The sequence below is a fragment of the Paenibacillus thiaminolyticus genome, from assembly GCF_007066085.1.
Classification (GTDB): Bacteria; Bacillota; Bacilli; order Paenibacillales; family Paenibacillaceae; genus Paenibacillus_B; species Paenibacillus_B thiaminolyticus.
In genome coordinates this window covers 1,000,683-1,023,216 of sequence record NZ_CP041405.1, presented here as the reverse complement: position 1 = coordinate 1,023,216, position 22,534 = coordinate 1,000,683, and the positions used below count along the sequence as shown (strand labels likewise).

Below are 22,534 nucleotides of genomic sequence, written 5' to 3'. Positions count from 1 at the left end.
GCCGGGCTTGCTGCCTTCGAGAGGGGGAGCCTGATGGAACATAATCGAATTGATCTGTTGATCCATAACATTGGAACGCTTATCACGATGCAAGGGAGGCGGGGGCCGCGCACAGGCCGTGAAATGTCAGAGGTGGGGGCCGTGCGCAAGGGAGCTGTAGCGATCCGGGACGGACTCATCGTGGCGGCGGGACCGGAAGACGAAGTGATGGCGGACATCAGCGGATTGGCAATAGAGCGCAAGCATGATGCCCAGGGCTTGCTGGTTACGCCGGGGCTTATCGATCCGCACACCCACCTCGTTCACGGCGGCTCGCGCGAGCATGAGCTGGCATTGAAGCTGAAGGGCATGTCCTATTTGGAAATATTAGCTCAGGGCGGCGGGATTCTGAGCACCGTTCGAGCCACGCGTCAGGCAACGGAAGAGGAACTGTATGCGAAGGCGAAAGCGAGCCTGGATATAATGCTCTCCTTCGGCGTGACGACGGCGGAGGCGAAGAGCGGCTACGGGCTGACGCTGGAGGACGAACTGAAGCAGCTTCGGGTCACTCACCGGTTGAACCGGGAGCATCCCGTTGATTTAGTATCTACGTTTATGGGAGCCCATGTCGTGCCGGAAGAATATAAAGGCCGATCCGGAGAATTTGTGCGGCTGGTCATCGAGCAGATGCTGCCGGAGGTGAAGCGGCAAGGGCTGGCCGAATTTTGCGATGTGTTCTGCGAGCACGGCGTTTTTTCTGTGGACGAATCGGAGCAAATCCTGCTTGCCGCCAAGGAATTGGGCTTCGGCCTCAAAATTCATGCGGATGAAATCGAGCCGATCGGAGGAGCTCAATTGGCAGGCAAGCTGGGCTGCATTTCGGCCGAGCATCTGATTGCGGCTTCGGATGAAGGCTTGGAGGCGATGCGGCAGGCCGGCGTCGTGGCCGTCTGTCTCCCTGCCACTTCCTTCAATCTGCGGCTGACACATCACGCCCGGGCGCGGACCATGATCGAGATGGGGCTCGCGGTAGCCCTGTCCACGGACTATAATCCGGGAAGCTCGCCTACGGAAGCGCTCCAGCTTGTCATGACCTTGGGCTGTCTGAACTTGGGCATGACCCCTGAGGAAGTATTGACGGCCGTGACCATCAATGCGGCTCATGCCATCGGGAGAGCGGATACCGTAGGGAGCCTGGAAGCCGGCAAGCAGGCGGACCTCGTTATTTTCAAGGCGGCTAACCTGGCCTACTTGCCGTATCATTTCGGAATCAATCATGTTCATACTGTATTCAAGCGCGGGAACGTGGTCGTGTCTACAGGCAATTGATGATATCCCCGGCGATCATCGAGCCGGGGGAGGGTCGGCTTGCGGCGGCGCGGTCGCCGGCAAGGCCGTGAAGATAGACGCCCAGGGCCGCGGCGAGGCCGGCGTCGAAGTCTTGCGCGAGCAGGCCTGCGATCAGGCCTGCCAGCGCGTCGCCCGCACCTCCCGTAGCCATCCCCGGGTTGCCGGACGGGTTCACGTACACGTCCCCGGCGGGGGTGGCGGTTACGGTGCGGGCGCCCTTCAGCACGAGCGTCACGCCGTGCTGCACGGCATAGCGGCGCGCCAGGCCGATGCGGTCGCGCTGCACTTCGCGCGCGGTGAGGCCCGTCAGGCGCGCCATCTCGCCCGGATGCGGCGTGAGGATCGCAGCGCCGTCACGCTGCGGCCATGCTCCGAGGCCGCCCGCATCCGCGATCATGTTGAGCGCATCCGCATCGACGACGAGCGGGCATGGCGCGCCCGTCCAGATCGCGCGCAGCCATGCGGCGTCGCCGGCGAAGCGGCCCATTCCCGGGCCGATGGCCAGCGCCGTCTTGCCGGCGGCCAGCCGCAGCACCGCCTCGGGCGGTACAGCCGCCCAGTCGCCGCGTTCGTCGTCGGGCATGCCGTGCAGCATGACTTCCGGGAGTCGCCCGATCATCGGGTCCAGCATCCGCTCCGGCAGCGCCCAGCTCACGAGTCCGGCCCCGGAGCGGATCGCCGCGGCGGCAGCCAGCAGCCCGGCGCCGCTATATTGGCGGGTACCGGCCGCGACCAGCACATGGCCGTAGATGCCCTTATGCGTATCCGCCTTGCGCGCCAGCGGCAGCCTCAGCCCGAAGCGCCGCAGGAACAGCTCCTCATTCGTCCACAAGGTCCGAATGCCCTCCCTGTCCGCAAGCTCCGCCGGGATGCCGATAGAACGGACGACGACGCGACCTGCCCGTTCCGCACCCGGATATTGCGTCAGCCCGCGCTTGAGAAAGGCGAGGGCCACGGTCAAATCCGCGTCAATGCAAGGAACATTCACTTCCCCTGTATCCGCATCCAAGCCGCTCGGAATATCGATGGCGACCATCGGCAGTCCGCTGGCATTCGCTTCCCGGATTAGCGAGGCGTACGGCTCGCGCGGAGCTCCCGCCGTTCCCGTGCCAAGGAGCGCATCGACTATCCCCGCATACCGCTCCCACCGGATGCTGTCCGTCCCATAGACAGAAGCGGCGATGCCCATCCTGGCGGCAATATCCCGCTGGATCGCGGCGTCGGATGTCAGCTTCGCCGGATCCGCCGCATACAGCATCTCGGCTTCCACGCCCAGTTCCCGCAGATGCCGCGCGGCGACCATGCCGTCGCCGCCGTTGTTGCCTTTGCCGATAAGGATAAGCCACGGCTTGCTCGCTTCCAGATCTCCCAGCTCGGACAATAACTTGGCAATCTCCTCCGCAACGGCTCTGCCCGCGTTTTCCATAAGCACCGCTGCGGGAATGCCGATGGTATGAATGGCGTACTCATCGAGAGTGCGCATTTCTGCAGAAGTTACGATATACATGAACCTCACCTTCTCTCTTTCCTTCGAATGCATTTTCTTCCATTATATCATTTCAGCGTCGTTTTCATTGTCTCCCATATCTCCATTATCCTTTTGTTTTCACGATCTTGATCATCTATTAATGCGAGGCTTGAGTTCGTGAACGGATTGCCCGCGATATGAGAGGATGGTACACTATGAAAGATACACATCAGTACGGTAGAAAGAGAGTGGTTGAAATGAAGTCATATTTGGCGTTGTTACAGGATATTTTGGAGCACGGAGTGAAGAAGGAGGACCGGACTGGAACAGGCACCTTGTCCGTGTTCGGACGTCAGCTTCACTTCGATCTGGCTGAAGGCTTTCCGCTTGTCACGACGAAGCGGCTGCACCTGAAATCCATCGTACATGAGCTGCTCTGGTTTTTGAGCGGGGATACCAATATTCGTTATTTAAAGGAAAACGGCGTCCGCATCTGGGACGAATGGGCGGATGAGAATGGCGACCTGGGACCGGTGTACGGATCGCAGTGGCGTGCCTGGGAGACTAAGGACGGACGCGTGATCGACCAGATTGCGAATGTGATCGAGCAGATTAAGACAAACCCGGATTCGCGCCGATTGCTCGTCTCCGCCTGGAATGTCGGCGAGGTCGATCAGATGAAGCTGCCGCCATGCCATTATTCATTCCAATTTTATGTCGCCGGCGGCAAGCTGAGCTGTCTGCTCAACATGCGATCGGTCGATACATTCCTGGGACTGCCGTTTAATATCGCCAGCTATTCGCTGCTCACTCATATGGTGGCCCAGCAATGCGGCCTGGAGGTCGGAGAATTCATCTGGAGCGGCGGCGACGTTCATATTTATTCGAACCATATGGAGCAGGTGAAGACCCAGTTGGAGCGCGAGCCGCTTCCGCTTCCGAGGCTCGTCATCAAGCGCAAGCCGGACTCCATTTTTGATTACCGGTTCGACGATTTCGAATTTGTAGATTATCAGCATCATCCGACGATTAAGGCGCCGGTTGCTGTCTAAGTGTCCTGCTTGCATGTCAGGGATGGCTAACATAGACGGTAGGCTTAGAGATAGCCGTTTACAATTTATTATTGAATACTAGAGAGAAAGGAGGCGCACCTCTATGCCGATAACGATGATTTGGGCGATGGACAAGCACCGTCTCATTGGCAAGGACAACGGAATGCCCTGGCGGCTGCCGAGCGATATGGCTTATTTCAAGGCGATGACGCAGGGGAAGACGGTTGTCATGGGGCGCAAGACGTATGAATCGCTGGGGAAGGCGCTGCCGAACCGGCGCAATATTGTGCTGACCCGCAACCCGGACTGGACGGTGCCCGATGCGGAGGTAATGCATCACATCGAGTCCGTGCTGCCGCTGGCGGCGGATGAAGAAATTATGGTGATGGGCGGCGCCCAGATTTACCGCGAGTTCCTTCCTTATGCGGACAAGCTGCTGCTGACGCGGATTGAGGCTGAATTCGAGGGCGACGAGTATTTTCCGCCGTATGACGAGTCGGCTTGGGAGCTGGCGGGGGAAGCCGACGGACCGGTCGACGAGAAGAACCGGTATCCGCACCGCTTCCAGACCTATGTCCGGAAGGAATCGTGACGGGAGGCCAGCCCCGCGCACGGGCAGTGAGCCATTTCCATATGTATTGAAATGCAAATCATTCGTGATAGACTCCATATGTTCCGGGACATCGTTTAAGGTACGATCATTGGCACACACATGCCGGAACGTCCGATGTCCGGACATGTCATCAATCGGCACAATTGCGAACAGGCTTCGTGATTGCTACGCGAACGGATGGAGGAGTCAGCATGTCAACGCCGACCGGATTTATGGAATATTCTCGACAAATACAAGCCGAACGGGACCCGGCTGAACGGGTGCTGGATTGGAAGGAATTCCATCTTCACCTGACCGAAGAGGAGATGCGGACCCAGGCATCCCGCTGTATGGATTGCGGCACGCCCTATTGCCATACGGGGATGGAACTGGCTTCCGGCACCTCTGGCTGCCCGGTGAACAATCTGATTCCGGAATGGAATCATCTGGTGTACCGCGGGCTGTGGCAGGAAGCGCTCGAACGGTTGCATGCCACGAATAACTTCCCCGAATTCACGGGAAGAGTGTGTCCGGCGCCCTGCGAAGGAGCGTGTACCGTCGGTCTCATCGGCGATCCGGTCACGATCAAGTCGATCGAGGAAGAGATCATCGAACGCGGCTTCCGTGAAGGCTGGGTGACGGCGAAGCCTCCGGTACGCCGGACAGGCAAGCGGGTCGCGGTCGTCGGATCGGGACCGGCGGGACTGGCTTGCGCGGATCAGCTCAATCAGGCCGGGCATTCCGTCACGGTCTACGAGCGCGACGATCGCATCGGCGGTCTGCTTACGTACGGCATCCCGACGATGAAGCTCGACAAGGAAGTGGTGGAGCGGCGGGTGCGGCTGCTCGCCGAGGAAGGGATCCGCTTCGTGACGAATATCGAGATCGGAACCGATATTCCGGCCCGCGAGCTAGTCGATCAGCATGATGCCGTCGTGCTGTGCACCGGGGCGACGAAGCCGCGCGAGTTCGTCATCGAGGGCAGCGAACTGGAAGGCATTCACTATGCGATGGACTATTTGAACGGGACAATTAAGAGCTATTTGAACTCCGGCCTAGAGGACGGCAGCTACGTGTCGGCGGCCGGCAAGGATGTCATCGTCATCGGCGGCGGCGATACGGGAACCGACTGCGTAGCGACCGCGCTGCGCCACGGCTGCCGCAGCATCACGCAATTCGGCACGCGTCCGCAGGCTCCGGCCGTGCGCGACGAGGCGTCCAATCCTTGGCCGCAGTTCCCGAATGTGTATACGCTCGATTATGCGCATCAGGAAGCGAAGGCGTTGTACGGACGCGATCCGCGTGAATTTTCCATCATGACGACGCGCTTCGTGGGCGACGAGGAAGGGCGCGTGAAGGAGCTGCACACGGTTCAGATTGAGCGGATCGTCGATGAGCAGGGGCGGAAGACGTATCGGCCGATTCCGGGAACGGAGCGGGTCTATCCGGCGCAGCTTGTTATCATTGCGGTCGGCTTCGACGGCCCGGAGGCAATGCTCATCGATCAGCTTGATCTTGACACCGATCGCCATACCAATGTGAAGGCGGTCAAGGGCAAATACGGGACGAAGCTTAGCAATGTATTTGCCGCCGGAGATATGCGGCGCGGACAGAGTCTGGTCGTCTGGGCCATTCACGAAGGACGGGAAGCCGCCCGCGAAGTTGATGCGTATCTCGCGAATCACTTGTCATCCCGCCCGGAATGAGGAATAATAAATAGAAGAGAACGCTGCAAGAAGCTGCGCTATCCATAGCGCGGCTTTCTGTCGTTCGCCAGAGAGACGGGGGGAGCAGATGAAGACGCTGATTATTGCGGAGAAGCCGGATATGGGACGGAATATCGCTGCCGCCATAGAACCGAAAGCGAAAAATCACCGTACCTATCTGGAAGGGGAGACGTACATCATTACGTGGGCGATCGGTCATTTGGTCGGACTCGCCGAGCCGGAAGCCTATGATCTGAAGTATAAGAGATGGAGCATTAACGACCTTCCGATTATTCCCGGCGACTTCAAGCTGATCGCTTATCGCAAGACGAAGGATCAACTGAAGGTCATCGCCGAACTGGCCAAGCGCTGCAATCTGCTGGTTAACGCTTGCGACGCGGGAAGGGAAGGACAATATATCTTTTCGCTCATCCAGCGTTATTTGAAATTAAAGCATCCGGTGAAGCGGCTCTGGATATCCGATCTGACCCCGGAGACGATTCGGCGGGGCTTCGCCGAGCTGAAGGACGGATCGGAATATGACAATCTGACCAGAGCGGCGAGCGCCCGCAGCGAAGCGGATTGGCTGATTGGCATGAATGGGTCGCGCGCGTTCACGACGAAGCATAACGTGCTGCTGTCCGTAGGCAGAGTGCAGACGCCTGTCTTGGCGTTAATCTACGAACGGCATAAGCAGATTGAAGCCTTTACTTCTTTGACTTATTTCGAGGTAGAAGGCCATTTCTCGCAACGGGATGGCACATACCTGGGGCTGTGGCAGGGCGATCGGATCACCGACCGGGCGCAAGCTGAGGCCTTGGCTGCGAAGGTGCGGGGGAAGCCGGGACGGATCGCCTCTTATCAGGCGAAGGAGACGAAGGAATATCCTTTGCGGCTGTATGATCTGACCTTGCTGCAGCGGGAGGCGAACAGCCGCTACTCGTTCTCGGCGAAGAAAACGTTGGATATCGCCCAGTCGCTGTACGAGAAGCATAAAGTCATCTCTTATCCGCGGACGAATTCGAACTATGTGACGGAGCAGAACATTCCGGAGATGCACAAGGCGCTGTCCGTGCTCCAGGGCACAGCCTATGACGAGTGGGTGAAGGGTGCGAACCGGACTCTCGTTCATAAAGGGAACAAGTACATATGCAATCCGGCCAAGGTGGAGGATCACCATGCGATTCTGCCGACCCAGCGGAAGGCATCGGGCCTGTCTCCCGATGAACAGAAGCTGTACGATCTTATCGTGCGCCGCTTCCTGTCCCAGTTCTATCCGGCTGCGGAATACAAGGTCCATACGGTGATGACGGAGGTCGAGCAAGAGACATTCAAAACCTCGGTCAAGGAGCTGCTCCATATTGGCTGGAAAGCTATTTATGCCGATATGAAGAAGGAGAAGCCCAAGTCCGGAAGAGGGAAGCGCAAGGGTGAGGAGGAAGCGGAAGAGATCGAGGTCGAGGAGCCGTTCCGGGTGAATCCGAACGAGGCGGTTCATTGCGTCCAAGCCATCGTCAAGGACAAGGAAACTCAACCGCCCAAGCCATATACGGAGGGGACGCTCCTTAAGGCGATGGAGAGCGCGGGCAAGCAGATTGAAGACGAGCAGCTGCGCGATGCGATGAAGGATTCCGGCTTGGGGACGCCGGCCACTCGCGCTGCCACGATCGAACGTCTCAAAAAAGTGGGCTATATTGAGATGAAGGGCAAGACGATTCAGGTGACGCAAAAAGGCCGTACGGCAGTCGAGCTTATCCGGGGAGCCGGCATTGATCTGCTGACCTCGCCGGAGATGACTGGGCAATGGGAGCGCCGGTTGACGGAAATATCCCGGGGCGCGGCTTCTGATGTGCAATTTATGGAAAATGTCAAAAAATTCGCAACGATGATTGTAGACAAGGTGAGGCTGCAGGCGCGGGCGGCGAAGACCTCCTTCGAGAGCGCCGAGCCGAAGCAGGGGAGCACGCGCCGGCGCAAGGGCGCGGCCGGACAAGCGTCCACTGCGGCGGAACCTGCGGAGGGCAATTCGGCAGCGGCCGGGAGCCGGCTATCTCCGCAGCGGGGAGCAGCGGCTAAGGCTGCGGAGCCGCAGCGGAGCGAGGGGCCGGCCATCGTCGGGACTTGTCCGCGCGCCGGCTGCGGAGGCATGATTTTTATGGGGCGCAAAGGGTACGGTTGCTCGAATTACAAGCAGGGCTGCGGCTTCGTCATCTGGAAGGAGAGCTTCGGCCGCAAGCTGAGCGACACGCAGGTGAAGGCGCTGATCGAGAAGGGCAAGACCGCGAAGATGAAGCTGATCTTGCCGGATGGCTCCGAGACGCAAGCCCGGATTGTCCTGGCGAGTGTGGAGACCGGGGAGTTGGCGACAGAGGCATAACCTTGGGTGCCATGCCATGCGGCATGCGCTGGCAGGACGAGGGGATGTCATGCCGGCCTAGGGGCATCGTTATGCCCAGTATAACAGAAGGCCGGCTCTGGGGAGCCGGCCTGTCCTATTACCGCAGGGTCAATATCCAGTTGCGAATGACGCGAGGCACGTCGGTTAGCTGCTGGATCGTCTCGAAGGCGCCATTCGGCTCGGCATCGATGTCGACGATGTTAAATGCCCATTCGTTCGCCTGCTTCAAGTAGATCGCATTCAGGCCGGACAGCAGGGCGGGAATCACGTCAGTACGCAGTGAATTGCCGATCATCCAGGTGCTCTCCGTCCGGAAGCCCTGTTCCTGCACAATGGAGGACAATGCATCCGCTGTCTTGTGCCGGCGGATGAATATCCGATCTCCGAAGTAGTCCGACAGCTTCATTTGCTCAATTTTGCGCCCTTGTATGACGGGTTCCCCGCCGGTATACAGGAAGAGCTCATGTCCGTCATCCCGCAGCCGGTCAAGCGTATCGATCATGCCGGGATAAGGCTCGATCTCGAACTCGTAGACGCTCATTCCGAGCTTCCAGAGCAGCTCGGACTCGTCGGCGGCCGGGGCGCGGCCGGTCAGTGTGCAGAAGTGCTCGTAAGTTTGGATGAACGAGCGCGGGAAGTGCTCGCTATGAAAGCCGTTGTCCTGCACGCCGGCGATATCGATTCGGACCTGCACGGCGCGAATGTCCTCGGCCGGCAGCTTCCACGGGGCGAACCACGTCATCATCGAATCGAGAAATTGTTGAATGACGATGTCAAAATATTTGTTGCAATGGACGAGCGTATCGTCCAGATCGAATAATATTGTCTGTCTCGGCATTACGGTCATGCCGAATCACCTCCTTGACGCTATCAGAGCCGCAACAGCGCAAGAGGCTGCAATCAGGCTTGCTGTCATGAATGTATGTAGGCTTCGAGAAAAGCGGATAAATCCGCCAGCCCTTCCGGGCGTAGCGAGATGCGCTGCACTTTGCCGTTCCAGTACGTCCGGATATAGCCTGCGGAGCGCAGGACCGCCAGATGATGCTTGAGCGCTCCCGTCGACAGCGGAATGTATTCCTGGATTTCCTCGAACGTATACGGCTTCTGGCCGACCAGCCGCAAGATGCGCAGCCGCTTCTCGTCGGCCAATGCTTCGGTCATGCGGCGCAGGTTGTGCGACGGGACCATCAGATCCGGTTCCGGCTTGTCCACCGGGTACAGGATGAGAATCCGGCTACGGAACGTACAGTTGTTATTAATCGGGCGATAGTGCCACATCGGGGCAAGAATCACTTCGTCAAGCGACTCGTGCTCCGGAATGACGACGCCGTTCGTGGCCAGCTCGATGAGATCCTGCGGCTTTATTTTGTCCAATAACCGCCGCTTCTCTTCCGCGTCATGCAGAAGGATCGGTTCCCATTCCGGAAGTGAGTGACGGATATAGTGTTCATACCAGAACCGGAGCGCCGGTACATATAGCTCCAGGCAGCGTTCCAGCCGGAAGGAGCCCAGGCGCAGGCCGTTCTCCAGACCGACTCGGTCCCATTCGGCCGGAGTCAGCTGCTCCAGTTGCTCGAGATAGGAAGGAATATCGTTATGATTCCGCTCCAGCGCCAGCGCGTAGAGCATGTCGAAGTCGCTTAACGAATGCTTCCGGATCTTCTCGCTGTACGCATTCCACTGCGGAGGGAGCTGCTGCTCGATGCTGCGCGCCCATTCCATTCCGTTCTCTACGTTGCGGATCCACTTGCGGTGAACGAACAACATAAAGCTTCCAATAAGTTCATATACCGATGAATAGTCGATACGAACATGGTAGGTCATGCCTTACGGAGCCCCCTTGGATAACATTGCGTTACTCTATCATTATGAATTGTGTTGTATCCTATTGTCTACTATAATGTTGAAATGTTGGTGTCCAATGAAGCTTGCAGGGGGCGGCCGCGTGCCGCCGCTTCAGGCGTTCAAATCATAGTAATTGTGGAGGAAAGTCCATGTCAGCAAGGCGTTTCACTACGAATTCTCCAAGCATGCAATTTTTCATTCTCATTATTGTTGTCACATTTACCGGGTTGAGTCAAGGGATGCTGCTCCCGCTCTTAACCATCTTCCTGGAGCGGATGGGCGTCCCTTCCGATCTGAATGCGCTGAATGCGACGGCGTTGTACGTCGGCGTCTTCGCCATGATGTTCGCCGTCGAACGGATCCTGCTCCGGGTGGGGTACAAGCGAATGCTTCTCGGCGGACTGATTGTCGTAACGGCAGCGATCGTACTGTTCCCGCTGCTGCACAACATCTATGTCTGGTTCGTACTCCGGATGATTGTCGGCCTGGGGGATAGCGCGCTGCATTACGCGACTCAGCTGTGGGCGGTCTCCGTTAGCCCGGCTCATCGGCGCGGACGGAATATTTCGCTGTACGGGATGGCCTACGGACTTGGCTTCAGCTTCGGTCCGCTCGGCATTAATCTGCTCCGCGTGCATGATTCCGCACCGTTCCTGGTGATGGGCGCGCTGTTCCTTGTCGTCATCGGGCTCGTCCTGTTCGTGCTGCCGAATCAGCCGGTGGAAGGCTTGCATGAGGGCGCTCGTCCCGAGAAGCGGTATGCCCGCTCTTATCAATGGGCGTGGTTCGCGCTGCTGCCGGCGTTTTTGTACGGCTATATGGAAGCATCGATGAACAGCAACTTCCCGATCTATGCGCTGCGCATCGGCCTGGAGGAGCACTGGATCTCGTACCTGCTGCCGTTCTTCGGCATCGGCGGCCTTATCCTGCAGCTTCCGCTCGGCATACTGAGCGACAAGATCGACCGCAAAAAGGTCTTGATGGCTTGCGGTCTGACCGGAGGAGCGGGATTCCTTCTCGTTCCGTTCGTCGGAACGAGCGTCTGGGGGATCTTGATTCTATTTGTGCTCATCGGCGGCTTGGTCGGCTCCTTTTTCTCGCTTGGCTTGGCCTATGCCGCGGATATTTTGCCGAAGGCTTATCTGCCCTCCGCCAATGTGATCGCATCCGTTCACTTCAGCCTGGGCAGCATTATCGGGCCGAACCTGGCCGGCTTGGGGCTGCAATATGTGTCCATGGGCAGTATGTTCTACCTGCTCGGCCTCTGGTACATCGGCTTCTCTCTGCTCGGCTTGATCTTCAAGCGGCAGGCAAAAACGCTTGCAAGTTAGGTCGCATCTTCCTACACTTATAAATATATGTTCAAAAGCATCGCAAGCGGATTTTGGAGAACAACCTGAAAGAAATCACAACGGAATGTCTTCAGCGGATAGAGAGGAGTCAATGCCATGATTAAAGTAGAACGTCTGGTCAAACGGTATCCGCCGGCCCCGCCTATCTTGGATCGATTGAGCTTCGAGCTCGAGCCTGGCGAATTCGTCGGCGTTATCGGTGCAAGCGGCAGCGGGAAATCGACGCTGCTCAAATGCATCGCGATGCGCGAGAGCTGGACGAGCGGCAAGTATAACGTCGATGGGGTTAATATTTTCGAGAATCAGGTCAACGGCAAGCGCAAGGTAATGCGCGAATTTGCTTACCTGGAACAGAATCCGGTCCTTAATCTGAATCGAAAAGTGCTGAAAAACGTGCTCATCGGCCGCTTCCATCAGACGCCGCTCTGGCGGATGGCTCTGGGCATTGTTCGATCAGACGATTATATGGGGGCGATGGACACGCTCGAGATGCTCGGCTTGCTGGACAAGGCGCATGACCAGTCGAGCAAGCTCAGCGGCGGGGAGCGCCAGCGTGTCGCCATTGCGCGTGCGCTCGTGCACGGGGCCAACGTTCTCTTGGCGGACGAGCCGGTGCTCGGGCTGGATCCGAAGGCCGCTGAGTCGGTGCTGGAGACATTCCGCAGCTTGTGCCAGCGGGAGCGGAAGATCGTGATCGCCGTCTTCCATCAGGCGGAGCTGGCCGAGAAATATGCGACCCGCATCTGGGGAATGAAGGAAGGGCGGATCGCGGTCGACGTGAAGGGGCGCCGCCTGCTCCAATCGGAGAAAGCGCTCATACATTAATGCAATGCGGAATGCCGGTTAGGCGAATGTCACGCTGCGCCGCTCCTCGCATATATTGGGCTTATGACCAATGATGAAGCGAGGGGATAGGAATGCGCACATCAACGGAAGCGGATGCCACATCAATGTACCCGCTGCCTGTTCAGGTGGATACGTATGTCATCCGCAGACCGAAGCTGACCGTCTATGTGCCTCAGATTCGCGGCCGTGACGGGGACGAACAAGCGGTATCCCGCATGAATAAGGCGATACACCGCCAGGCGGTCCGGCTCATTCGAATGACCGGCTACGGCGAAGCGCCGGACACGGAGGTAACGGGCTCCTACGAGATCAAGCTGAATGAGCGCCATTATATTAGCCTCACTCTCCTCGTATACGGATATACAGATCATGCTGCGCACGGGATGACCTATCAGGCCGGGATGACGATGGATGTCAGGAACGGGCGGGAGCTGAAGCTGGCGGATCTGTTCAAGCCGGGAGCCCCGTATGTGAAGGTGTTGTCGGAGCAGGTAGCCGCCCAGATTAAGGCACGCGGCATTCCCGTATTGGAGCCGTTCACCGAGATTCGGCCGGATCAAGATTTTTATATGACGGACAAAGCGCTTGTCCTGTTCTTCGGCCTGTATGAGCTGGCTCCATACGCATATGGTTTTCAATATTTTCCGATATCCATCTATACGTTGCAGGATATCAAGGCAGAGAATGGAATGATCGACGCGCTCTGGTACTAGCACGGGGTTTGTCATGGTATTGTCACCTTTCGGTGACAGTTTTTTTTTATAATGATGGAGGATGTAATCTGTTAAAATATAATCAGGATAAATCGAACTGATGAAAGAGTGATAAGCGGAATGACAATGCGGTGGATACGGAGCGTGTCACTTCTTCTCCTGGCCTGCATCCTGCTCAGCGGATGCGATTGGCTGGAGGATCCGAAGTCATTAATGAGCATGCCCCGGCTTCCTGAGGATAAAGCAAAGATAATGACCATTATTTCCTCGCAAATGCCGAAAGAGGCGGAAATGTTACGGCCAGCCAATGCCGAGGATGCTAGCGCCATACGGCTTGCCGATCTGAACAATGACGGGCGGGCGGATACGGCAATTGTGTTTTACGAGACGCCGGACAAGGATGTGCGCCTGCACGGACTCGTCTTCCATAGCGATGGAGAGACGTGGAACAAGGTGGTCGAGTTCGACGGGGTAGGGGTCAGCCTAGATCGGGTCGAGCTCGTGGACTTGACCCATGACAACAAGCTGGATCTCGTCGTCGGCTATGGAGGCAGCGACAAGGATCTGAACAAAGGATTGGTCGTCTACACGTTCACGCAGGACGGCATCGTCAAAATATTCGAGCAGCCCTATTCCCAGTTCGTCATCGATGATCTGGTCGGGGACGGGAAGAACCAGTTATACATCGTCAATAACCGCCGCGACATGCCGCCGGTGCTGGCCATGTACGATTTCAAGGACGGGAAGATGGCCAAGCAGAATGAAGTGTCGCTGGACAAAGACGTGAATATGTATACGAACATGATTTCAGGCAATATCAGCAAGAACCAAAAAGGAATTGTGCTTGACGCGGTGGCTGGCGCCAATTACGGCGTGACGGATATTATCAAGTTGACAGAGGATAATCAGCTCATCTCGATTCTGCCGGAAGAGATGGCGATCAAGCCGTATAATATAGCCAGCGGTGACATGAATGGAGATGGCATTATCGAGATCGCGATTCCTGAGATGCCGCCGGGCTGGGATATTTATGAGTCATACGTTATTCCGTATTTCACGAGCTACTATCAATGGGACGAGAAGAACGGATTGAAGCTGGTCGAGAAGCAGTACCGCGACTATGAGGAGCGGTTCCAGCTGAAGCTGCCGAATTCGTGGTATGGCCGGGTAACGATTGATACGAAGTCGAAGAAGGATGAATATATCCGGTTTATGGACATGCATACGAATGAGACACTGGCCGAGATTAAGTTTTTCAACCCGGAAATGTGGGAGACGTACAAGGAGAAGTGGACCTATCTCAGTTCGTATGGAGATACCATTATCGGCGTCTTCAGCAAGGAGCCGCTGATGCTGAACAGAGGCACCCCGAAGATTCCGGATATGAACCGGGAAAGCAATGAATGAAAGAAGGAGACGGGAAGAGATGACGAAGATACTCATTCTGGAAGATGAAGAATCCATTCGCAGCTTTATTGTCATCAACCTGAAGCGCAACGGATTCGATGTGGTGGAGGCCGCCAACGGCAACGATGCCTATCAGATCCTAGTTAACGACAATACGATTGATATTGCGCTGCTCGACGTGATGGTTCCGGGCATTGACGGCTTCGAGGTATGCCGCCGTGTCCGCCAGTTCAATGAGCGGATGGGCATTATTTTCCTCACAGCCAAGGTTCAGGAGCAGGATAAGGTATACGCGTTGTCGGTCGGTGCCGACGATCATGTGAGCAAGCCGTTCAGTCCGACGGAGCTGGTGGCCCGCATTCAGTCTCTTCTGCGCCGGGTCAACGCCTATCAGCAGCCATCACAGAAAGTCGTCTATCATTCGGGGCCGTTCACGCTCGATCTGATCGCGAAGCGGTTCACGAAGCATAACCAATCAATTGATTTGACTCCGACGGAGTTCTCGCTGGTTCAGTTCTTCATGGAGAAGGAAGATATGACATTAAGCCGCGATGTGCTGCTTGATTATGTATGGGGCAAAGATTATATGGGCGATCCGAAGATTGTCGATGTTAATATCCGCCGCCTGCGGCAAAAAATCGAGGATGAACCTTCGTCGCCGAAATATTTAGAAACAGTCTGGGGACATGGATATAAATGGAAAGGCTCCTCTTCATGCTAAAGCCGGGAATACGGCGTTCCGTAGTAATGCACTATTTTATCGTCGTGTTCTTGACGATGCTTATTTTGGAGGCGATATTTCTTATCGCTGTCCGTTCCTATTATTATGATTCGATTTCTAGCCATATGTCGTCTCATTTGAGTGTCACGACATCGTTCTACCAACAAGGCAATGCGGGGGTCAATACGCAAGACCGAAGCTGGCTCCCCGTGCTGCTGAAGCAGTACAATATGAAGAAGGCGGAAGTGCAGATTCTGAGTCCGCAAGGCGAGGTGCTGATATCGTCCAGCTACTTCCGGGTGGACAAGCCGGTCGCCACGGCCGACTTCATCAGTGCCCAGAGCGGGACGGTAGGGAAGTGGATCGGCAAGCAGCCGGGAACGGGAGAGGCGGTGATGTCGATCGCGTCTCCGATCTATGCGAAGGGAGATATCGTCTATATCGTCCGTCTGGTCACTTCGCTGGACTTGGTCAATGCGCGCATTAACAGCATCGTGCTGCTGTCTGTTGTCATTGCGATCGCAGTTCTCATCGTCGTGCTCATTATCAGCATCGGCCTGGCGAATTCCATCGTGAAGCCGATCAATGAGATTACGAGCGCCTCTGCCCAGATGGCGAAGGGACGATTCGATGTTCGGATCAAGGAAGAGTACCAGTATGAGATCGGCGAGCTGGCCCGGACGCTCAATTTCATGGCCCATGAGATCGTCCGCAGCAATCAGCTTAAGAATGACTTCGTCTCCTCGATCTCGCATGAGCTGCGCACGCCGCTAACCGGGATTAAGGGGTGGAGCGAGACGCTTCTCTCTGGACAGTTCGAGGAAGAAGAGAGCAAGCTGGGGATGAACGTCATCCTGAAGGAGACCGATCGGCTTATCGGGCTGGTCGAGGAACTGCTTGACTTCTCGAAGCTGCAGGAGAATAAGCTGCAATTCAATTGGTCGCCAGTCTATTTATCAGGCATATTGGAAGACACGGTTTTGCAGGTAAAAATGAAGGCCGAGCAGAAGCAGATTCATATTGAGGTTCGTTCCCGCGGCGGGGAGCAGCCTATCTCTGGCGATGCGAACCGGCTGAAGCAAGTCTTTCTCAATCTGATTGACAATGCGGTGAAGTTCTCTCCGAATGAATCAGTAATTACGGTCCATTCGACATGGGACGAGAACAACGTGGTCGTTCGCATCGTGGATCAGGGGATCGGCATCAGCAAGGAGCATTTGGCCAAAGTCATGGATAAGTTCTATCAGGTGAACCCGAGCCATGGCGGCACGGGATTGGGCTTAGCCATAACGTATGAGCTAGTGAAGGCGCATCATGGCGACATGACGATCGAGAGCAAGCCGGATGTGGGTACGACGGTGATTGTGACGCTGCCGATTCATCAGCCCGCCGCAAGCGAACCGGAGGAAGAGAAGCAGTAATCCTATGACTTTTGTGTAAATGAACAAGACTTTTGTATATATGAACGTATACAAAAGTCTTTTTTTATGGAAAATGGAAGATATGATATCTATGATCGATAAAACATACTATAATGGGATCGAACTTGATCGTAGGAAATGTCGCAAGCCATCGTTTTATGTCATTGTCCAAGATTGAAATCCGTTAGTATTAGAGACTGGGCTCTGGCGATGCAGTGAGAGCCGCCGGGCCAAACGGAGGCTGTTATGTTACGGACGATCCACCGGCAGATGATGGTCCGCATCTTTGTGACCGTTATTGCCGCACTTGCTGTCATTTCATTTTTCTCCCACCGAGCGGTACAATCGATCATTCAGCGGAATATGACAGAGAATTATTTGAATCAGGTGAAGCTGGCTGCGAATGAGGTGGATTCGGCACTCCTTCATCACAAGAAATCGGTGGAAACGTTTTCTCGCATTATCCGCGAGCTTTACCGGCTGTCGGATGACGTGTCTTCCGACGTCAGGAGCGCGACGAGGCTCTTCGCAGGAAGTCCCAACCAATTCGTCAATGGCTATTGGTTCACAGCACAGTCGACCTATCGTAACCAGGGACAGTACTTCGTCTGGTATGGTTATGATGAGAATGGAATGCCTCTCCAAATAAAGAGCGGTCAGGAGTTAGATGCATCGTCGCACGTCTATGAGAGCGATTCGCGCTTCGATTACTATCATGGGGCCGCGAAGAGCGGCGGTACGCATATTACCGCCCCTTTTATTGATCCGTTTACACATCAGCCCCTGCTGTCTATCAGTACGCCGGTCTACGATCAGGAGGGGCTGCTGGTGGGTGTGGCCGGCATCGATATCCATTACAATGATTTGCAGCAGGTCGGATCTAGCCTCAGCTTCCATCCGGACAGCAAGACCTTGCTCGTTACGAGAGACGGAGATCTGCTCTATGACCCGGACGAACAGCATAGCATCTTCGCCAATCTGTACCGGGATTTCGATGAAGATCTGATTCCAATATTCGAGCAGGTCAAAAAAGATATCGATCAGACCGCCGAGACGTCATCGATGACAAGGTATCAGGATCGTAAAATGATCGTGTATACAGTTGGCTTGAAAGAGACGGACTGGATTGCGATGATTATGCTCCCGGCAACGGTTATCGACTCCGTTCTTTATCACGTCACTTGGGTGACGTTCTGCACCTTTACGTTGGCTGCAGTTGTCGTCGCACTGCTTTTGCATATGTGGATCCGCCGCCTCATTCACCGGCCTTTGCGCAGTCTGGTCGATGCCTCGTCCCGACTTGCCAAGGGGGATTATAATGTGCGGGTGGAGCACGATCAGCATAATGAATTCCGGTTGCTTGGCGAGCATATGAACCGGGTGACCGATTCGCTCCACAAGCAAGTACAGCTCGAGCAGGAGTTGAAGCGAATGGGCGCCTTGAAGGTTGTGGGTGAGATGGCGGCGGCCATCAGCCATGAGATACGCAATCCGTTGACGACGGTCAAAGGATTTCTGCAGCTGCTCCGCAGCAAGCCGGAGCATGTGAAGGAGCATGTTTATTTCGACACGATGATGGAAGAAATCGAGCGTGCGAACTCCATCATTACGGAATACTTGACGTTGGCGCAGCACAAAGTCGTCGAATTCCGCAAGCAATCATTGAACGATGTTATCAGTCATATTTATCCGCTCGTGCAAGCGTCCGCGACAACAGATTGTCAGGAGATTCGGCTTGAGCTGAATCCGGTGCCTGATTTCGAGATGGATGAAAAAGAAATTCGCCAGCTGCTGCATAATCTGATTCGCAACGGGCTGGAGGCGATGGAAGCGAATCAGACGCTGACGGTTCGGACCTGGCATGATGACCATGCGATACATCTTGAGGTCGAAGATGAAGGGCCTGGCTTTGACGCGACGGTTTTGCAGTCGGCGGGGACTCCCTTCCTGACGACGAAAGCGGGCGGAACCGGCTTGGGGCTGTCCATCTGCTTCCGAATCGTAGATCGCCATCAGGGAAGCATGGAGATCTCTTCCGATCCGGGCAAAACACTTATACATATCCGTTTCCCACTTATTCCGGAGATCTCAGATCCTGCTCCGTGAAGTTGAACGGCGGGAAGCTCGTGTTCAAAGACATGTTCTTCCTGCCGTTGTATGCGTAATTATATACATAATTATACATATTAAGTCGTTCGGCCGCATAAGCTTCGGAATAGGTTGAATATTCCAAGAAATAGATCGAAAATGGCACAGGAAAGGATGATGCTTTTCTAGCCTGAGAAAACGGACGCTTGCCTATTGAATTTGTGCCAAAAATAGGATGTCAATAGCAGAATTGAAGAATAAATATGAATTTGCCGGTTTTACTCAGGTATTTGGATGAAAAACCGAAAATTTGCACATTTTAGTAATAAATCAGTTCCCTGCACAATTGATCGGCATTTATTTCTTTAATTGGTGAATTCCCCCGTAAAATCAGCTATTCCAGCATCTTTTTTTGTTCTGAACCATTGTATATCTATACATCATCATGTATAATTGGGAACGACCGAAATCCTCCTATCATGGGAAGGAAGGATAATCAGAGAAGTGGGGATGAAGTATAGTGAGAACAATGAAGATCGTAGCGGTATGTTCGCTATTAATGGCCATTCTGGTTGGCTGCGGAGCCAAAGGAGATAGTTACGACAATATTATGAGCAAGAAGACGCTCGTCGTCGGCGTCAGCGCCGATTATCCTCCATTCGAATTCCACAAGACGATAAACGGCAAGGATGAAATTGTCGGCTTCGACATCGACTTGGCGAACGAGATTGCGAAGGATCTGGGCGTTGAATTAAAGGTTGAAGATATGAAGTTCGAATCGCTAATCGGAGCTTTAAATACGGACAAGCTGGACATGGTTATCTCCGGTATGGATCCAACTCCGGATCGGGCCAAGGCGGTAGACTTCTCCGATCCATACTACCTGGCTGAGGCAGGTGTCATCGTGCGTGCCGCGGACAAGGACAAGTACAAGACGCCGGAAGATTTGAAAGGGATGAAGATCGGGATTCAGAAAGGCTCGACTTTCGAGAATGTCATTTCACAGATTCCGGAAGCGCAGCCTGAATTGCTTGCCAAGGTAAGTGATCTCGTCTTGGCGCTCGAGTCGAACCGGGTAGAAGCGGTCATCGTTGAGAAGCCGGTCGCGAAGGCTTATGCCTCGAACCGTCCTGAACTGGAGATGTCGGATGCGGTGCTGCAGCCGGCGAGCGATGGCTATGTCATCGGCTTCCGCAAAGGCAGTCCGAAGATGGTCGAAGCTGCGAACAAGACGATTGCCCGCCTGAAATCGGAGGGCAAGCTGGACGAGTTCATTACGAAGGCGACCCAGATGGCGGAAGAGCAATAAGGCCCGATTCACACGGGGAAAAAGAGGCGGCGTAAGCCGCTCTTTTTCGTTCTATTACATGACAGGCAGAGATTGGAAAGGGGAAGAGGCTGTTGTTGGACTGGCTCTCTATGCTATGGGACTATAAATGGGATTATTTGTCCGGAGCCCAAATTACGGTGCTGCTATCGCTGGTGGCGGTGCTCGCCGGCTTCGTGCTTGGCATAATTATTGTATTGATGCGGATCGGGCCGTTCAAGCCGTTGAACTGGTTCGCAGTCGTCTATATTGAGCTTCTTCGCGGCACTCCGCTGCTGGTGCAATTGTTTATTATTCATTTCGGACTGGCTCAGTTCGGCATCGAATTCAGCAAGTTCACTTCCGGCGCAATTGCCGTATCGATTAACAGCTCGGCTTACTTGGCGGAAATTTTCCGATCGGGTATTCAGGCGGTCGATAAGGGGCAGGCGGAAGCCGCACGTTCGCTTGGCATGTCCAAGGGCATGACGATGAGATATATTATTTTACCGCAGGCATTCCGTACGGTTATTCCCGCAATTGGGAACGAGTTCGTCACCATTATCAAGGAGAGCTCGATTGTCAGTCTGATCGGAATCGCGGACATTATGTTCCAGACGGATATTATCCGCAGCAAGACGTATACGGCTATGGGGCCGTTACTTGGAGCGGCCATGATGTACCTCGTGCTGACGATTCCGCTGTCGAAGGCAATCGGTCTGCTGGAAAGGAAGTTGAAGAATGATCGAAATTCGTGACCTGCATAAATCGTACGGAGAGCTGAACATTTTGAACGGCCTGAACATGAAGATCGAGCAAGGGGAAGTCGTCGTTGTGATCGGTCCGAGCGGCTCGGGCAAGAGCACCTTCCTGCGCTGTCTTAATCTGTTGGAGACGCCGACGGCAGGCGATATTTTGTTCGAAGGCATGAAAATCAACGACAAAAAGCATGATATTAACGCGACGCGAGCCAAAATGGGCATGGTCTTTCAATCCTTCAACCTGTTCCCTCATATGTCGGTAATGGACAACATTACGCTGGCCCCGATTAAAGTAAAAGGGAGAAGCAAGGCGGAAGCGGAGGCGATCGCAATGGAGCTCTTGAAGAAGGTCGGATTGGCCGACAAGGCATCCGCTTACCCTGACCAGCTGTCCGGCGGACAGAAGCAGCGGATTGCGATTGCGCGGGCGCTGGCGATGGAGCCGCATGTCATGCTGTTCGACGAGCCGACATCCGCCCTGGATCCCGAGATGGTCGGTGAAGTGCTGGAAGTAATGAAGTCGCTCGCCCGAGACGGTATGACGATGGTGATCGTAACGCATGAGATGGGTTTTGCGCGCGAAGTCGGAGATCGCATCGTGTTCATGGATGGCGGGCATATCGTCGAGCAGGGACCGCCGCAGCAATTGTTCTCGGCGCCCCAGCACCCCCGCACGCAAGAATTCCTTGGACAAGTTCTCTAAACGAATTCGACGGACACAATTATAAATCGATGGAGACGGTTATTGATTTACCGCTCCGAGGCCGCAACCAGCCGGGAATCCCGGCTGGTTCTGTTTCTGCTGCCGACTGTTGACGTGCGTTCCTTACTATGCGAAAAAGAAGCCCCGTACTTATCCGCTTTTCACCTCTGAAACATAAAGCTGCCCCTTGCCCCTTATAAGCAATATCCCCGACAGCTCCAAAAGCGGGAGCCACCTGAAGGATAGGGAAAGTGACCGAAAGGCAACAAAACACCTGACGGACAGGGATATTGACCAAAAGGCAGCAAGACACCTGACGGATGGGGATAGTGACGAAAAGGCAGTGAGACACCTGACCGACAGGGTTAGTGCCCCAAAGGCAACAAGCTCCCTGACAGACGGGGATATTGCTCAGAGTTGCATGATACCAGTAGTTTGGACATGTCCAATAATAGGAAGAGTCCAAACTGTTTACAAATTTGTAATCTATGATATAGTAGGAGTCGCTGGTTACAATTTTGTTACATACCTAATGCTTTGGGGACTGGATAAAGCGATTTCATACGTTATTTCGGCCCATTTTACAGGATTAAGAGGCATTTTATTTCGTATTTACCATTAACTGACTGCGCATAGGTTACAAAATTGTGATATGATGCAATTCGAGCCGAACATAGTACGGGGGATGATTGACCGGTGTTCATTCATAACGGGATGAGCGCCTTGGGGTGAATCAGAGCTGGCGAATCGCCGGCATGTAGGGTACTCCTTGACCCGAATCCGACAACTAACCTCGCAGGCTATCTTAAGGGGGAACATATACTAT

18 protein-coding genes and 1 riboswitch are annotated in these 22,534 nt (G+C 54.9%); of the genes, 15 read left to right on the top strand and 3 right to left on the bottom strand.

The features are described 5' to 3' along the window. Nucleotides 1-33 precede the first annotated feature (33 nt). Entirely contained in the window at nt 34-1,308 is a 1,275-nt protein-coding gene (hutI, locus tag FLT43_RS04585) for an imidazolonepropionase (protein WP_087441787.1), read from the top strand. Here the strand turns inward: hutI and FLT43_RS04580 are convergent. Then, nucleotides 1,295-2,836 carry an NAD(P)H-hydrate dehydratase gene (locus FLT43_RS04580; protein ID WP_087441786.1) on the bottom strand — a complete coding sequence of 514 codons (1,542 nt, stop codon included), beginning with the start codon at nt 2,834-2,836 and terminating at the stop codon, nt 1,295-1,297. The genes hutI and FLT43_RS04580 overlap by 14 nt on opposite strands. A gap of 218 nt (nt 2,837-3,054) precedes the next feature. Here FLT43_RS04580 and thyA point away from each other — a divergent pair, with 218 nt between their 5' ends. The 4 genes from thyA (at nt 3,055) to FLT43_RS04560 (ending at nt 8,524) form a co-directional block, all read left to right on the top strand. After that, entirely contained in the window at nt 3,055-3,849 is a 795-nt protein-coding gene (gene thyA / locus FLT43_RS04575; protein WP_087441785.1) for a thymidylate synthase, read from the top strand. Nucleotides 3,850-3,952: 103 nt separating this feature from the next. Further along, the gene (locus FLT43_RS04570) at nt 3,953-4,441 is read left to right on the top strand and encodes a dihydrofolate reductase (protein WP_087441784.1); all 489 of its coding nucleotides are present in this window, start codon (nt 3,953-3,955) and stop codon (nt 4,439-4,441) included. Between the two features lie 212 nt (nt 4,442-4,653). Next, nucleotides 4,654-6,147, top strand: a complete 1,494-nt coding sequence (locus FLT43_RS04565; RefSeq protein WP_087441783.1) for a glutamate synthase subunit beta — start codon at nt 4,654-4,656, stop codon at nt 6,145-6,147. 88 nt (nt 6,148-6,235) lie between these two features. Beyond that, nucleotides 6,236-8,524, top strand: coding sequence for a type IA DNA topoisomerase (locus FLT43_RS04560; protein ID WP_087441782.1), 2,289 nt, complete (start codon nt 6,236-6,238; stop codon nt 8,522-8,524). A gap of 118 nt (nt 8,525-8,642) precedes the next feature. Here the strand turns inward: FLT43_RS04560 and FLT43_RS04555 are convergent, their stop codons facing one another. Continuing rightward, nucleotides 8,643-9,392, bottom strand: a complete 750-nt coding sequence (locus tag FLT43_RS04555) for an HAD family hydrolase (RefSeq protein WP_087441781.1) — start codon at nt 9,390-9,392, stop codon at nt 8,643-8,645. A 65-nt stretch (nt 9,393-9,457) separates the two neighbouring features. After that, the gene (locus FLT43_RS04550; protein ID WP_087441780.1) at nt 9,458-10,369 is read right to left on the bottom strand and encodes an ArsR/SmtB family transcription factor; all 912 of its coding nucleotides are present in this window, start codon (nt 10,367-10,369) and stop codon (nt 9,458-9,460) included. A 206-nt stretch (nt 10,370-10,575) separates the two neighbouring features. Here FLT43_RS04550 and FLT43_RS04545 point away from each other — a divergent pair, with 206 nt between their 5' ends. The 10 genes from FLT43_RS04545 (at nt 10,576) to FLT43_RS04500 (ending at nt 21,708) form a co-directional block, all read left to right on the top strand. Continuing rightward, nucleotides 10,576-11,721: an MFS transporter gene (locus FLT43_RS04545; RefSeq protein WP_087441779.1), complete on the top strand. Its 1,146-nt coding sequence runs from the start codon at nt 10,576-10,578 to the stop codon at nt 11,719-11,721. A gap of 117 nt (nt 11,722-11,838) precedes the next feature. Continuing rightward, nucleotides 11,839-12,567: a phosphonate ABC transporter ATP-binding protein gene (locus FLT43_RS04540; RefSeq protein WP_087441778.1), complete on the top strand. Its 729-nt coding sequence runs from the start codon at nt 11,839-11,841 to the stop codon at nt 12,565-12,567. Nucleotides 12,568-12,659: 92 nt separating this feature from the next. After that, the gene (locus FLT43_RS04535) at nt 12,660-13,301 is read left to right on the top strand and encodes a DUF3298 and DUF4163 domain-containing protein (RefSeq protein WP_087441777.1); all 642 of its coding nucleotides are present in this window, start codon (nt 12,660-12,662) and stop codon (nt 13,299-13,301) included. Nucleotides 13,302-13,445: 144 nt separating this feature from the next. After that, nucleotides 13,446-14,708, top strand: a complete 1,263-nt coding sequence (locus FLT43_RS04530) for a hypothetical protein (protein WP_244194130.1) — start codon at nt 13,446-13,448, stop codon at nt 14,706-14,708. Between the two features lie 19 nt (nt 14,709-14,727). Next, complete coding sequence (locus FLT43_RS04525; RefSeq protein WP_087441776.1) at nt 14,728-15,429, top strand: response regulator transcription factor; 702 nt, start codon at nt 14,728-14,730, stop codon at nt 15,427-15,429. Nucleotides 15,430-15,455: 26 nt separating this feature from the next. After that, nucleotides 15,456-16,850, top strand: coding sequence for a sensor histidine kinase (locus FLT43_RS04520; RefSeq protein WP_087441985.1), 1,395 nt, complete (start codon nt 15,456-15,458; stop codon nt 16,848-16,850). A 246-nt stretch (nt 16,851-17,096) separates the two neighbouring features. After that, entirely contained in the window at nt 17,097-18,956 is a 1,860-nt protein-coding gene (locus FLT43_RS04515; RefSeq protein ID WP_087441775.1) for an ATP-binding protein, read from the top strand. Nucleotides 18,957-19,467: 511 nt separating this feature from the next. Next, nucleotides 19,468-20,247 carry a transporter substrate-binding domain-containing protein gene (locus tag FLT43_RS04510; protein ID WP_087441773.1) on the top strand — a complete coding sequence of 260 codons (780 nt, stop codon included), beginning with the start codon at nt 19,468-19,470 and terminating at the stop codon, nt 20,245-20,247. A 92-nt stretch (nt 20,248-20,339) separates the two neighbouring features. Next, nucleotides 20,340-21,002, top strand: a complete 663-nt coding sequence (locus tag FLT43_RS04505; RefSeq protein ID WP_240927510.1) for an amino acid ABC transporter permease — start codon at nt 20,340-20,342, stop codon at nt 21,000-21,002. Further along, nucleotides 20,986-21,708, top strand: coding sequence for an amino acid ABC transporter ATP-binding protein (locus FLT43_RS04500; RefSeq protein ID WP_087441772.1), 723 nt, complete (start codon nt 20,986-20,988; stop codon nt 21,706-21,708). Before FLT43_RS04505 ends, FLT43_RS04500 begins: the two co-directional genes overlap by 17 nt. A gap of 655 nt (nt 21,709-22,363) precedes the next feature. Then, a riboswitch (cyclic di-AMP (ydaO/yuaA leader) is annotated at nt 22,364-22,525 on the top strand. Nucleotides 22,526-22,534 lie beyond the last annotated feature (9 nt).

Coding starts and splice junctions, on each gene's coding strand:
- hutI (WP_087441787.1), top strand. CDS start 34: ATGGAACATAATCGAATTGATCTGTTGATCCATAACATTGGAACGCTT.
- FLT43_RS04580 (WP_087441786.1), bottom strand. CDS start 2,836: ATGTATATCGTAACTTCTGCAGAAATGCGCACTCTCGATGAGTACGCC.
- thyA (WP_087441785.1), top strand. CDS start 3,055: ATGAAGTCATATTTGGCGTTGTTACAGGATATTTTGGAGCACGGAGTG.
- FLT43_RS04570 (WP_087441784.1), top strand. CDS start 3,953: ATGCCGATAACGATGATTTGGGCGATGGACAAGCACCGTCTCATTGGC.
- FLT43_RS04565 (WP_087441783.1), top strand. CDS start 4,654: ATGTCAACGCCGACCGGATTTATGGAATATTCTCGACAAATACAAGCC.
- FLT43_RS04560 (WP_087441782.1), top strand. CDS start 6,236: ATGAAGACGCTGATTATTGCGGAGAAGCCGGATATGGGACGGAATATC.
- FLT43_RS04555 (WP_087441781.1), bottom strand. CDS start 9,392: ATGACCGTAATGCCGAGACAGACAATATTATTCGATCTGGACGATACG.
- FLT43_RS04550 (WP_087441780.1), bottom strand. CDS start 10,369: ATGACCTACCATGTTCGTATCGACTATTCATCGGTATATGAACTTATT.
- FLT43_RS04545 (WP_087441779.1), top strand. CDS start 10,576: ATGCAATTTTTCATTCTCATTATTGTTGTCACATTTACCGGGTTGAGT.
- FLT43_RS04540 (WP_087441778.1), top strand. CDS start 11,839: ATGATTAAAGTAGAACGTCTGGTCAAACGGTATCCGCCGGCCCCGCCT.
- FLT43_RS04535 (WP_087441777.1), top strand. CDS start 12,660: ATGCGCACATCAACGGAAGCGGATGCCACATCAATGTACCCGCTGCCT.
- FLT43_RS04525 (WP_087441776.1), top strand. CDS start 14,728: ATGACGAAGATACTCATTCTGGAAGATGAAGAATCCATTCGCAGCTTT.
- FLT43_RS04520 (WP_087441985.1), top strand. CDS start 15,456: ATGCACTATTTTATCGTCGTGTTCTTGACGATGCTTATTTTGGAGGCG.
- FLT43_RS04515 (WP_087441775.1), top strand. CDS start 17,097: ATGTTACGGACGATCCACCGGCAGATGATGGTCCGCATCTTTGTGACC.
- FLT43_RS04510 (WP_087441773.1), top strand. CDS start 19,468: ATGAAGATCGTAGCGGTATGTTCGCTATTAATGGCCATTCTGGTTGGC.
- FLT43_RS04500 (WP_087441772.1), top strand. CDS start 20,986: ATGATCGAAATTCGTGACCTGCATAAATCGTACGGAGAGCTGAACATT.